Raw genomic sequence first — 13,141 nt, 5'->3', positions numbered from 1 at the left:
GTCTTGAAATTTCTAGCGAATTTAAAGTGCAACCACACAAGAGAGAGCTTTAGAGAGTACGCGAAAATTTTAGACGAAAATTTAAGCGCAAACGACGACGTGAGCGTCTTTGCTCCGGCTAGTGCCTTTGATGAAAAAAGGCATCTTTTTAGGCTTGGAGCGCAGAATTTCTACCCATGCGAGAGTGGGGCATTTACTGGCGAGATCGGCAAGGCGATGCTTGATGAATTTGAGATCAAAGATGTGCTGATCGGCCACTCTGAGAGGCGTGAAATTTTAAACGAAAGCGAGGAGTTTTTGCGAGCGAAATTTGACTTTGCCGCAAAAAATGGCTGGAACATGATCTACTGCATCGGCGAAAATTTAAGCACAAACGAAAGCGGAGCGACCAAAGAATTTCTAAGCCGTCAGCTTGAAAATATAGACCTTGGCTATAAAAATTTAGTCATCGCCTACGAGCCGATCTGGGCGATAGGAACTGGCAGGAGCGCTAGCATAGAGCAGATAGATGAGGTGCTAAGTTTTTTAAAGACAAAGGCAAACGTGCCGCTACTTTACGGCGGAAGCGTCAATGCAGCAAATATCGCTGATATCGCAGGTATAAAAAGCTGCGATGGGGTTTTGGTAGGCACAGCTAGCTGGGATGCGAATAATTTTTTAAATTTGATACGCGTTGTCTCGTGAGCGCTTTTTAATGAGTTCGAAATTTTAAGTCTGCGACAGGCTATTTGCCTAGTCTTGACTTAAAATTTCTACACAACATTAAAATTCATCTCACGATACTGCCGCTATTAAATTTGGTTTAAAATTTAAATATCGCTCAAAAGCCAAGCAAAAATAGAAAGGAGAAATAATGATTTTAAAAGGTAAAAAAGGTCTAATCGTAGGCGTTGCCAACGCCAAGTCGATAGCTTATGGCATCGCAAAAGCTTGTCACGATCAAGGTGCGCAGATGGCATTTACATACCTAAACGACGCTCTTAAAAAGCGCGTAGAGCCGATCGCTGAGGAGTTTGGTAGCAAATTCGTCTACGAGCTTGATGTAAATAACCAAGCACATTTAGACGGGCTTGCAAATCAAATCAAAAAAGACCTTGGCGAGATCGATTTTGTCGTGCATGCGGTGGCTTACGCACCAAAAGAGGCGCTTGAGGGCGAGTTTGTAAATACAACAAAAGAGGCATTTGACATAGCGATGGGCACTAGCGTTTATTCGCTACTAAGCCTTACTCGCGCGGTCCTACCGGTGCTAAAAGATGGCGGCTCGGTGCTAACTCTTACATATCTTGGCGGACCAAAATTTGTGCCACACTACAACGTAATGGGCGTTGCAAAAGCGGCACTTGAAAGCTCAGTTCGCTACCTAGCACACGACCTTGGCGCTAAAAATATCCGCGTAAATGCGATCAGTGCAGGCCCTATCAAAACGCTTGCCGCAAGCGGTATAGGCGACTTTAGGATGATTTTACGCTACAACGAAGTAAATAGCCCGCTAAAACGCAACGTCACCACTGAAGACGTCGGCAACAGCGCTATGTATCTGCTTAGCGACCTAGCTAGCGGCGTAACAGGCGAGGTTCACTACGTAGATTGTGGCTATAACATCATGGGCATGGGCGACGTGGCTACCGATGCCGAGGGCAACACGATCCTAGCTTGGGACGCAAAATAATCTACTGATATAAATTTTGGCGGGGCGACTCGCCAAATTCTTCTTTTAAATTTCACCAAATTTATCGAAAGGACAGAAAATGAGAGCTTTAGACGAGCTTATAGATACAAATGAGCCAGGCTGGGCGCTGATCGAAGAGTGGCTAAAAGAGGCTAAAAACGACTATGAAATTTTACCTCGCGATGAGAGTAGGGCGCAAAGCGAGCTTTTAGGGCTTCAGGTCACCACTCGATCACCGATGGGAGCGCTTGTTTATGGGTGCGGCGGCATAGTGATAGATGGTGGTTGGTTGCGCCTGCTTGGCTCAGGATGCGAGCAGATGAAGCGCGGAATTTATAGCTTCAACCTTGGCAAAAGCTTTAGCGAAGCAGGGCAGATGCCTAGCTATTTGTTCGTGGCGGACGATGTTTTGGGCGGATTTTTTGCGGTAAATGGCGGCGCCTTTGGTGGCAAAGCTGGCAACGTCTTTTACTACGCACCAGATAGCGGCAAATGGGAAGATACGCAGCTTGGCTACTCGCAGTTTTTATACTGGGCACTTTGTGGGGATATATCTAAATTTTACGAGCTTTACCGCTGGGATGGCTGGCGCGAGGATGTTAGAAATTTTAGCCTTGATAAGGTGATGTTTGCGCTACCACCGCTTCTTTGGCAAGACGCCGACGTAAGGGCGAGGCTAAAAGATATGAAAAAAGATGGCGTTAATATCGATGAGTATTTTGCTTCTTTGTTTAAGGAGAAGAAATAGGATTGTTTTTGTAAATTTCAGCTTTTGCAAATTTTAAAATCTTACTCACTCACCTTAGCAACTTACTAAATTTTGAAGCGTGATATGCTCGCTCATTAATTTTTAAAATTTGCCTGACACTCGCATGATGATAAAACGCATGCTGTGCGTTAGCACTGAGGCATGCCACCTCTAACGTCGTAGGGGTTAGGGGATTGTTAAGGGGGAAGGGAGCTCTTTTGCTTCGACTTCATCTCGCAACTGCAAGCAGACCGTAATTCAAGCCTCTTCTCCCTTAACAAAGAAGCAAACATTTAAATTTGATGAGATTGCTTTACAAATTTTAAAACTTTCATTCAATCGCAAGAATTGACTACTAAAATTTGGCTTCGCTTGTAGCTTAGCTCAAATTTTAGAGCCGAAATTGCTCGTTCATGAAATTTTAAAATTTACCCGAACTTTCTAAGTTGCAAGAGATAAATTCCTACAAATCCAAGAATTTAAACAAATATCCTAAAATAATCAAAAAATTTAAAGGAAATTTCATGCAAAGTAAGCTTTTTATGCCGCTTAAGATAGGCGGCATCGAGATCAAAAACCGCATTATCATGGCTCCGATGTGCATGTATGAGGTCAAAAAAGATGATGGCCGTCCAAGGTGCTTTCATAAGCTCCACTACGCTACAAGGGCGATCGGCGGTGTTGGTATGATCATCGTTGAGGCGACGGCTGTGGAGGCGCGTGGCAGGATCACCAAAAAAGACCTTGGGCTTTGGAGTGACGAGCAGATCGAGGCTCACGCGGAGCTGGTAAAAGGCTGCAGTAAATACGGCGCCAAAATGGCCATCCAGCTAGCTCACGCTGGCAGAAAGGGCACGTGTGAGGGCATCATAGCGCCAAGTGCTATCAAATTTAGCGAAGACTACGCCACGCCAAAAGAGATGAGCGCAGAGGATATCGCAAGCGTCAAGCAAAGCTTTGTGGAGGCGGCCATTAGGGCAAAGAGCGCAGGATACGAGGCTGTGGAGATACACGCGGCGCATGGATATTTGATAAATCAATTTTTATGCGCTGGCACGAACAAGCGAGGTGACGCATACGGCGGCACATTTGAAAACCGCATAAGGCTGCTGCTTGAAATTTTAAGAGAGATCAAAGCTGGCGCTAATATCACTGTTGGTGTTAGGATAAGTGCAAGTAGCTGGCTTAAGGGCGACTGGGACGTAGAAGATAGCGTAAAACTAGCGCGTGAGCTAGAGAAAAATGGAGCTGACTTTATCCACGTCTCAGCTGGCGGAGTCTATGCAAAAGTTGATAGCGCGCCTAAATTTACGCCTCTTTATCAAGCTGGCTATGCAAAAGCTGTGAAAAATGCAGTCAAAATCCCAGTCTTTGCAGTGGGCCTTATCACAAAGGCAAGCGAGTGCGAGGCGCTGCTGCTTGGTGATGTTTGCGACGGCGTGGCGCTTGGCAGAGAGCTACTGCGCAACCCATATTTTGCTTTTAGTGCCATGAAAGAATTTGGCGAAAATGACAAAATAGAAAATGCCTATAAAAGGGCATACTAAAATTTACGGCAAGGTGAGAGCCTTGCCAAATTTCACTTTTCTTAAATAAAATCACTAAAATTTACTTGCTATTTTTTCTATACAGCAAATACAAATTTCTATTTTCATAGCTATAAAATCGCATTTATTTTAAATTTTTACCTGAAATTTATATTTAAAATTATAATATTCAATCTCAAAATTAGATTATAAACTAAAATAGTAATTTTAATAATTAAACTAGGAGGAGAGATGAGATTTAAGGGCTTATTTAAGCTCTCTCTTGCAGCAAGCGTGGCAGTTTGTGCAAACGCAGCAGACGAGAGCGTGCTAAGCGGTGTTGAGGTGACAAGTAGCAGCGGTGGATACGGCATTGATGACATCAAAATTTCAACTAGAAACGCTGGCCTAGCAAAAGACGTGATGAGGGACATCCCTGGCGTTTATGTGGGCGGCACAAACGGCATGAATCAAAAAATTTATATGAGAGGCGTAAGTGACCGCGGTCTAAATATCACGATAGATGGCGCGAAACAAAATGGAAATACTTTTCACCATAACGCCGACTTGCTGATCGATCCTGATCTCATAAAGGCAATAGACGTCGAGGTTGGCTCAAGATCGGTCGTAAATGGCTCTGGCGCGCTTGGTGGCTCAGTCGCCTTTAAAACGGTCGATGCAAAAGACTTGCTAGAAAGCGGCGAGAAGATCGGCGCAAAGATAAAGACAGGATACGCCTCAAATAACAGCGAATTTTCTCAAGGCCTTATGCTTTTTACTGCCCCAGTTGTGAAGGGCTTGACTTTATAGCAGCTATTAATCACAAAGGCTACGACTATGGCAAAAGCGGCAATAAAAGAAAGATAGGTGGCGACGGAAACGACCTTAGCTATCTTCTAAAACTTGGTTATAGCTTCCTTGATGCACATAGAATTTCTATCTCAAGAGAGCATAATGAATTTAAAGGCATTTATCCATTTAGAGCAGAATTTGGTAGCTGGCATAATGGAGCAAATGTCGATGACTACCGCAAATATGAGCGTGATACGACGACGCTAAAGTATGAGTATAAGCCAAGCGATCTTTTGAATTTAGAGGTAACGGCATATAATACCGAGCACAAAAAAGATGACCCAGTCTTAAAAATTTTAGGCGTAAAGACAAATGGCATAAATGCAAAGGCTAAAAGCGTAGTCGAGACTGGTGCTTTGACGCAGACATTTAGATATGGTGCTGAGTTTTATCAAAGTAAAAATTTCAACAAACCAGATAATCACTACCCAGAAAAGGTAAATAACTACTCAATATACGCAGAAGATGCGCTAAATTTTAGCTCGCTAACCGTTACACCTGGCATCAGATACACTCATCACGAGCTAAAAAGCTACGATGGCAGAGCTGGAAATGTGAAGAGCTACACATATAAATTTAACGAATTTACCCCAGCGCTTGCACTTGATTATGAGATCATTAAAGGGCTTAACGCATTTGCAAGCTATGCGAGGGTCTTTAGAGGGCCTGACGTTATGGAGTCGATGATGGCAGGTGGAAGCAGAAGCTGGGAAGCAAACAAAGATCTGAAACCTACAACTGGCAACAGCTACGAAACTGGTCTTAAATACCACGGCGATATAAATGAAGCTAGCTCATATAACCTCTCTGCAAAATACTTCATGACAAAATATAAAAATTTAATAGTCGATAATAACGCAGCAGGTGGTAGAACAAATCCGATAATGATTAGAAAAAACGCTGGTGGTGCTGATATAAGCGGCGTTGAGCTACTTGCAAGGCTAAATTTAGACGCACTAAGCCTAGCTGCTAGCTACACTCATCAAAATGTAAAATATAAAGATAGAGTTGTAAATACTTCAACAGGCGGCTACTACGCTTCAAACGTCATCGGTTACCGCGATCAGGGCGATAAATACACATTTAACGCAGAGTACGCATTTTCAAGGATCGATACGCTAATAGGCTACAACCTAATCTACTTTGCCTCAAAAAATACCGTCTCAGCCAGCAATGATAAGAGCGATAATATACCAAGCTACGCAGTTAGCGACATCTACGCTACCTATGCACCAAGCAGCGGTAAATTTAAAGGGCTAGAGATAAATGCTGGAATTTACAACCTCTTTAACAAGGCATACGCTTCGCAGTCACAAAGAATGGCTGACTATACAGGTAATCAAAATTACATAGACTGGGAGCCAGGTAGAAATTTCAAGGTAAATGTATCTTATAAATTTTAACTTCACGGCAAGGTGAGAGCCTTGCCAAATTTCACTTTTACACAGCCTATTTTTCACACCTCGCTTTTTGCTGTTTGATTTAAATTTAATATAGTATCATTTGTGCGACTAAACTTTCAGGGGAGAAAATGAGGCAAAAGCACTTTGAAGTGGCAATTGTTGGAGCGGGCATTAGCGGGACGGCACTCTTTTACGAGTTGGCTGCATTTAGCGATATAAAAAAGGTCGCGCTTTTAGAAAAATATGACGGCGTAGCGACGCTAAATTCAAGCGGCAAGGGAAACTCACAGACCATCCACTGCGGCGATATCGAGACAAACTACACGCTAGAAAAGGCAAAAAAGGTCTCACAAGTGGCAAATATGCCAGTAAAATACGCTCTAAAATACAACTTAGAGGGCAAATATATGTTTGCTCATCAAAAGATGACGCTAGCCATTGGAGATGCTGAAGTAGAGCGCATCAAGGAGCGATACGAGAGCTTTAAAGAGCTGTTTGCTTATCTTGAAATTTATGACAAAGAGAAGCTAAAGCAGATCGAGCCAAATGTCGTTTTTGACGCAAATGGCAATGAGCGCCCAGAAAATATCATCGCCATTGGCACGCAAAATGGGCAATTTACGACGATGGACTTTGGCGGCGTGGCAAATTCGCTCGTGCAAAATGCGCTAAATTTAGGCGGAGATGGCTATGAGATCAGCTTAAGCTCAGAAGTGACTGATATGAAAAAGGTGGGCGATACCTTTCACATCAAGATAAATGACGGCGAGGTGATCACAGCAAACTACGTCGTAGTCGATGCTGGAGCGCACTCGCTATTTCTAGCTCACAAGATGGGTTATGGGCTTCATCTTAGCACGCTGCCAGTTGCTGGAAGCTTTTATTTCGCGAATAAGCGCCTGCTAAACGGCAAAGTCTATATGGTGCAAAACGACAAGTTGCCATTTGCCGCACTCCACGGCGACCCAGACATCCTAGCTAATGGCAACACTCGCTTTGGCCCAACAGCCCTTGTCATACCAAAGCTTGAGAGATTTCACGGCTGTTCTAGCTTTTTTGACTTTTTAAAGTGCTTAAAATTTGACAAAAACGTCCTTGAAGTCTTTACAAATTTACTAAAAGATGGGGATATAAGGTCATATATTTTGCGAAATTTCTTATTTGAAGTGCCATTTATCAACAAAAAAGAATTTGTTAAAGACGCCAGAAAGATCGTGCCAAGTCTAAGTGAAAATGACCTAAGCTACGCTGTAAATTTTGGTGGCGTAAGGCCACAGGTGATCGACCGCAATAAAAAAAGGCTAGAGCTTGGCGAGGGCAAGATCAGCACAGGCGAGGGCATAAGCTTTAACATGACGCCAAGCCCAGGGGCTACTAGCTGTTTTGAAACGGCGAGGGCTGATATGGAGGAAATTTGCAAATTCTTGGGTAAAAATTTTGACGAAGAGAAATTTAACGCCGAGTTTTTTGGGTAAGAAATGGGAATATTTGATATTTTTAAAAGAGGTGTGGATATGCCAAAAACAGCACAACAAAGAAAAGATGAGAGCATAAAAATTTTAAAAAAAGAGGGCGTGGCGGTGCTTGAGAGCTTGCCGCTTCGCTATGAAAATAGCGAGGTTATGCCAAGAGATATTGATGAGATAGTAAGGCGTGCAGTTTGCTCATTTACAGCGATCATGTGCGCTTGCACGATCCGTGATGAAGGCTCTTTGGGCGAAGAAAATATGGCGTGGGCAAAGAGCTTTTTAGGTGAAGCCTATGATGGGCTAAGCGTAAAAGAAAAAGAGGTCGTTGAGGACAGAGCCGATATGGACACGGCTGTGAATATGGGCTGGAAATATGAGTCGCTTTGGATCTTGCTTTGGGCGCTTGGTATAGCTGAAGATATCGGTCAGATGGATAAAATTTGTGACTGCGAGTTTGTGATGAATGTCTTTAGAGAGGGCGGGCTAAAAAGCCGTTCAAAGCTTCGCAGTATGGATGAAATTTTAAGTAAGCTTGATCTAGTTTATCGCTACCACTGGGCGTGCGTAAATGCAAGAGTAAATGGCACAAAGGCGGCTGGACTTGACGAAGAGGTCGTTATGGAGAGGCGAGCAGGGCTTGAGTGGCTATGCTGCAAAGGGCAAGAAAATGACGATTTGAGCGCTGAGTTTAACTGCTGGGACTATCCTGATCTAAATACATAAATTTACATTTTTGCACTAAAATAAGTCAAAATGAAAGGAAAAATATGAAAATTTTAGTAACTGGAACAGCTGGATTTATAGGATTTCACCTTGCAAATGCCATTGTGGCGCGCGGAGATGAGGTCGTTGGATATGACGTGATAAACGACTATTACGACGTAAATTTAAAGCTTGCGCGCCTAAAAACGGCTGGCTTTGACGTGAGCGAGATAGACTATGGCAAGCTTATCACCTCAAAAACGCATCCAAATTTAAAATTTATAAAAGCTGACCTAGCTGATGAAAAGACGATGAAAGAGCTTTTTACTAAGGAAAAATTTGACGTAGTTGTAAATTTAGCCGCACAAGCTGGCGTTCGCTACTCGCTCATAAATCCAAAAGCCTATATAGATAGCAACATCACAGGCTTTATGAATGTCCTCGAGTGCTGCCGCCACAATGAGATCAAAAATTTAGTCTATGCAAGCTCTAGCTCGGTTTACGGCTTAAATGAAAACATGCCATTTTCTACGCACGAGGGGGTCAATCACCCTATAAGCCTCTACGCAGCGACCAAAAAGAGCAACGAGATGATGGCGCACACTTATAGCCATCTATTTAACGTGCCAACGACTGGACTTCGCTTTTTTACGGTTTATGGACCATGGGGACGCCCTGATATGGCGCTATTTTTGTTCGTTGATGCCGCACTTAAAGATAAGAGCATCGACGTCTTTAACTATGGCAAGATGAAGCGCGACTTTACCTACGTGGACGACATCGTAAAAGGCATCATCAAGTGCATCGACAACCCTGCTAAGCCAAATCCAAATTGGGACGCAAAGCACCCAGACCCTGCCACTTCAAAAGCGCCGTTTAAGGTCTATAATATCGGCAATAATAGCCCAGTTGAGCTCATGGACTACATCAAAGCAGTTGAGATAAAGATCGGCCGTGAGATCAAGAAAAATTTTCTCCCACTTCAAGCAGGCGACGTGCCAGCGACATTTGCAGACGTGAGCGACTTGGTGGCTGATTTTGACTACAAGCCAAATACAAAAGTAAATGACGGCGTAGCTAAATTTGTCGAGTGGTATAGCGAGTTTTACGGGATAAAGATCTAAATGAGACGTTGCGAGTGGGCCAAGGGCGAGCTTGACATAGCCTACCACGATAATGAGTGGGGCAAGGTCATAAAAGATGATAGAAAATTTTTTGAGATGATAGTTTTGGAGGGCTTTCAATCGGGACTTTCGTGGCATGGGGTACTTCAAAAAAGAGAGGCTATGAGAGCGGCGTTTGACGGCTTTGACCCTGAAAAGATCAAGCTCTATGGCGAGGCTGAGATAGCTAAATTTATGCAAAACGAAGGGCTCATACGCAATAGATTAAAACTAAAATCGCTTTCTGTAAACGCCCTTGCATTTTTGTCTGTGACGCAAGAATTTGGTAGCTTTTATGACTATTTGTGGGGACATTTGCTAAAGAAATTCGACCCAAAATTTGACGGCAAACAGATCATCAATCACTATCAAAATATCAAGCAAGTGCCGGCAACCACGCCGATGTCTGACTTTGTGGCAAAGGAGCTAAAAAAGCGAGGGTTTAAATTTCTAGGCTCTGTTAGCACCTATGCCCTTTTGCAAAGCGTGGGCGTGGTGGATGATCATATGGACTATTGTTTTTGTAAGGCAAAAGGCTGATTAGAATAATTTTTGCACTTTTGGTGCTTTTAAATTTTGCATTTTCTCTTGAACTGTTGCGCCTTAGCGAATTTAAAGATCAAAACGTCTCAGGCTGGCTAGCTAGCGAGAAGCTTGATGGCGTGCGTGCCTACTGGGACGGAGAGAATTTACTCTCAAGGCAGGGCAAAAGGCTAAATGCACCGCAAAGTTTTACTAAAAATTTCCCTAAATTTGCACTTGATGGCGAGCTTTACGCAAAAGAGCTTAAATTTGAAGAAATTCAAGCGACCGTGATGGATAAGCTGCCAGATGAAAAGGCGTGGAGCAGGCTTAAATTTCACGTTTTTGACGTGCCAGAGGCAAATGGTGGCCTGCCTCGTAGGCTTGAAGTTTTGGCCAAATTTTTAAAAAATGAGCCAAATGACAATTTAATCATCATAAAACAGATAAAAGTGCGAGATAACGCCCAGTTTTTAAAATTTACAAAGGACATTATCGCAAAAGGTGGCGAGGGAGCAGTCGTGCGTGAGCCAAATGCGCCCTACGAGCGAAAACGAAGCAAAAATGCACTTAAATTTAAGAAATTTAAAGATGCCGAGTGCGAGGTGGTCTCCATAAACAAAGGCAGCGGTAAATACGCTAATCTTGCTGGCTCGCTCACATGCAAGGCGCTTGGCGGCAAAGATGATAGAGAAAAAGCTGGCGAGCCAAAAGAGGGCACTACCTTTAAAATAGGCTCAGGACTAAGCGACGAGCAACGCACAAATCCCCCAAAGATAGGCTCTATCATCACATATGAATTTCAAAATTTATCGTCTTATGGCAAGCCAAGATTTCCTATATTTTTAAGGGTCAGAGAGGATTAAATTTCGTTCGCGATCTCTTTTAACGCCCTAAAAGAGTCAAACTGCGCGTCCTCATCAAAAATGAAACTTTGAGCCATGATCTCATCGACTTCAAGTATGTTTTGAAACTCTAAAATTTGCTCTTTAACGCTTTGTTTTGAGCCTATGAAAGAGCACGCCATCATCTCTTCTGTGACGCTTCTTTCTCTGTTTTTTAGCTCTATTTGTCTAAAGTCGATCGGCCCAAAATGTGGAGCTTTGGCGCCTCTTTTGCAAGATGCAGCAAAGACCTCGTCGTTATCTTTTTTCGGTGGCTGTAAATACTCTTTTTCGCCAGTGACTACGTTTAAGAAAAACTGCGTTTGCGTGGTTGCTAAACTCTTTGCTAACTCGTCACTTTGGGCTATTATCACATTTGCTCCTGCGATGACATAAGGGGCAGAAAGAAACGCAGAGGGCTTGAAATTCTGACGATAAATTTCTACTGCTTTTTCTAGCGCACGTGGTGCAAAGTGCGACGCAAAGGCGTAAGGCAGACCAAACTCAGCCGCCACGTATGCGCTATATATGCTTGAGCCAAGTATGTAGATGGGCGGAATTTTGTCTACTTTTGGATAGGCTTTCACGGCTCTTTTGGCGTTAAAATAGTCCATTAGCTCGTTTATCTGCAGGTCAAATTCTATCTCTCTTGCGCCTCGTCTAAGCACGGCAGCTGTCTCTTGGTCAGTCCCTGGAGCTCTGCCTAGCCCAAGATCGACGCGGTTAGGAAATATCGTCTCAAGAGTGGCGTACTGCTCGGCGATGGAGTAGGGGCTGTGGTTTGGTAGCATCACGCCGCCAGAGCCCACGCGAAGGCTTTTGGTATGCTCTAAGATGTGCGCGATGATGAGCTGCGTGGCTGAGCTAGCTAAATTTTGCATGTTGTGATGCTCGGCAACCCAGTAGCGCTTTATGCCGATATCTTCGGCAAATTTAGCCAATCTAATGGCTGCGTCTATGGCGTCTTTTGCGTCACCGCCTTGTTTTATTGGTAGTAAATTTAAGATTGAGAGATTCATTTTTTATCCTTTTTTTGTAGATGAGAGATTATAAAGATTAAATTTAAAATAGATTGTAAGTCTATTTTAAATTTATAAAGGCAAAGACCTATCCATGCAGTCTTCAAGCAAAATTTAAAAACTAACCTTGCTTTACTTTTGCTTTACTCTATTTTTGATAAAATTACACACTTTTAATGAAAGGCTTAAACTTGAAAATTTTAGTAACAGGTGGAGCTGGATACATCGGCAGCCACGTAGTAAAAGCACTTTTAAAGCAAGGCAAAGATGAGATAACCATCATCGACAATCTCTGCAAGGGCTCACAAAAAGCACTTGAGGCACTCCAAAAAATAGGAAATTTCAAATTTATAAACGCAAATTTAGAGGATGATCTAAGCGAAATTTTCGCAAATGGCAAATTTGATGCGATCATCCATTTTGCAGCGTTTATTGAGGTCTTTGAGAGCATGAGCGAGCCGCTAAAATACTATCTAAACAACACCGCAAACGTCGCAAGAGTGCTAAGATACGCAAAAACTTACAATGTAAATAAATTTATATTTAGCTCAACTGCCGCAGTTTATGGCGAGCCAGACGTGGCAGAAGTAAGCGAAACAACGCCTACAAACCCGATAAATCCATACGGCAGAAGCAAGCTAATGAGCGAGCAGATCATCAAAGACTACGCCGCTTCAAATGAAAATTTCAAATTTGCGATTTTGCGCTATTTTAACGTCGCAGGCGCGGACGAAGAGGGGCTTATCGGTCAAAACTATCCAAACGCCACGCACCTTATCAAGGTGGCCGTGCAAACTGCCCTTGGCAAGCGCGATAGCATGGGTATCTTTGGCGATGACTACGCGACAAAAGATGGTACATGCGTTAGAGACTACATCCACGTTAGCGACCTAGCAGATGCCCATATAAGCGCACTTGAATACATCAGCCAAAGCGGCAGCGAAACTTTTAACGTGGGATATGGCAGGGGATTTAGCGTAAAAGAGGTGATCGAAACCGCAAAAAAGGTAAGTGGAGTAAATTTTAAAGTGCTAAATGCGCCAAGAAGGGACGGCGACCCGGCTATCCTTATCTCAAACGCAAGCAAACTGCGCTCGCTAACAAGCTGGAAGCCAAAAAGAGACGATCTAGCACTCATCATAAAAACTGCCCTTGAGTGGGAAAAGAGAATTTAAGGGAAA

General features: G+C 43.2%; 13 protein-coding genes and 1 pseudogene. 13 read left to right on the top strand and 1 reads right to left on the bottom strand.

Annotated elements, in window-relative coordinates:
• Positions 1 to 3 precede the first annotated feature (3 nt).
• The 12 genes and pseudogenes from CVS89_RS07720 (at position 4) to CVS89_RS07675 (ending at position 10,923) form a co-directional block, all read left to right on the top strand.
• Positions 4 to 684, top strand: coding sequence for a triose-phosphate isomerase (locus CVS89_RS07720; protein ID WP_107847519.1), 681 nt, complete (start codon positions 4 to 6; stop codon positions 682 to 684).
• Between the two features lie 169 nt (positions 685 to 853).
• Positions 854 to 1,672: an enoyl-ACP reductase FabI gene (gene fabI, locus CVS89_RS07715; protein ID WP_103598206.1), complete on the top strand. Its 819-nt coding sequence runs from the start codon at positions 854 to 856 to the stop codon at positions 1,670 to 1,672.
• A gap of 79 nt (positions 1,673 to 1,751) precedes the next feature.
• On the top strand, positions 1,752 to 2,420 hold the full coding sequence (locus CVS89_RS07710; protein WP_107847521.1) for a DUF2625 family protein: 669 nt from the start codon (positions 1,752 to 1,754) through the stop codon (positions 2,418 to 2,420).
• A gap of 524 nt (positions 2,421 to 2,944) precedes the next feature.
• Positions 2,945 to 3,967 (top strand): NADH:flavin oxidoreductase/NADH oxidase, encoded by a 1,023-nt coding sequence (locus CVS89_RS07705; RefSeq protein WP_107847523.1) that lies wholly within the window; start codon positions 2,945 to 2,947, stop codon positions 3,965 to 3,967.
• Positions 3,968 to 4,198: 231 nt separating this feature from the next.
• Positions 4,199 to 4,756, top strand: a complete 558-nt coding sequence (locus CVS89_RS10075) for a TonB-dependent receptor plug domain-containing protein (RefSeq protein WP_233091250.1) — start codon at positions 4,199 to 4,201, stop codon at positions 4,754 to 4,756.
• 111 nt (positions 4,757 to 4,867) lie between these two features.
• On the top strand, positions 4,868 to 5,005 hold the full coding sequence (locus CVS89_RS10200) for a hypothetical protein (RefSeq protein ID WP_343218630.1): 138 nt from the start codon (positions 4,868 to 4,870) through the stop codon (positions 5,003 to 5,005).
• A pseudogene (locus tag CVS89_RS10070) lies at positions 5,005 to 6,201 on the top strand (TonB-dependent receptor domain-containing protein); the annotation flags it as partial. The gene CVS89_RS10200 and the pseudogene CVS89_RS10070, both read left to right, overlap by 1 nt.
• 128 nt (positions 6,202 to 6,329) lie before the next feature.
• The gene (locus CVS89_RS07695; RefSeq protein ID WP_021083628.1) at positions 6,330 to 7,676 is read left to right on the top strand and encodes an FAD-dependent oxidoreductase; all 1,347 of its coding nucleotides are present in this window, start codon (positions 6,330 to 6,332) and stop codon (positions 7,674 to 7,676) included.
• A gap of 39 nt (positions 7,677 to 7,715) precedes the next feature.
• The gene (locus CVS89_RS07690) at positions 7,716 to 8,393 is read left to right on the top strand and encodes a DUF4272 domain-containing protein (protein WP_107847524.1); all 678 of its coding nucleotides are present in this window, start codon (positions 7,716 to 7,718) and stop codon (positions 8,391 to 8,393) included.
• 44 nt (positions 8,394 to 8,437) lie between these two features.
• Positions 8,438 to 9,496, top strand: coding sequence for an NAD-dependent epimerase (locus CVS89_RS07685; protein ID WP_107847526.1), 1,059 nt, complete (start codon positions 8,438 to 8,440; stop codon positions 9,494 to 9,496).
• Positions 9,497 to 10,075: a DNA-3-methyladenine glycosylase I gene (locus tag CVS89_RS07680; RefSeq protein WP_103590476.1), complete on the top strand. Its 579-nt coding sequence runs from the start codon at positions 9,497 to 9,499 to the stop codon at positions 10,073 to 10,075.
• A 20-nt stretch (positions 10,076 to 10,095) separates the two neighbouring features.
• A complete protein-coding gene (locus tag CVS89_RS07675; protein ID WP_233091249.1) occupies positions 10,096 to 10,923 on the top strand; it encodes a DNA ligase in 828 nt (275 codons plus the stop codon).
• On the opposite strand, the gene CVS89_RS07670 is transcribed toward CVS89_RS07675, so the two are convergent.
• On the bottom strand, positions 10,920 to 11,960 hold the full coding sequence (locus CVS89_RS07670) for an LLM class flavin-dependent oxidoreductase (RefSeq protein WP_107847530.1): 1,041 nt from the start codon (positions 11,958 to 11,960) through the stop codon (positions 10,920 to 10,922). The genes CVS89_RS07675 and CVS89_RS07670 overlap by 4 nt on opposite strands.
• A 191-nt stretch (positions 11,961 to 12,151) precedes the next feature.
• Between CVS89_RS07670 and galE the strand changes: the two genes are divergently transcribed.
• Entirely contained in the window at positions 12,152 to 13,135 is a 984-nt protein-coding gene (gene galE / locus CVS89_RS07665) for a UDP-glucose 4-epimerase GalE (RefSeq protein WP_107847532.1), read from the top strand.
• Positions 13,136 to 13,141: the final 6 nt, after the last annotated feature.

The sequence above is a fragment of the Campylobacter concisus genome, from assembly GCF_003048615.2.
GTDB classification, from domain to species: domain Bacteria; phylum Campylobacterota; class Campylobacteria; order Campylobacterales; family Campylobacteraceae; genus Campylobacter_A; species Campylobacter_A concisus_C.
This window is presented reverse-complemented; position numbering and strand designations above follow the sequence as displayed.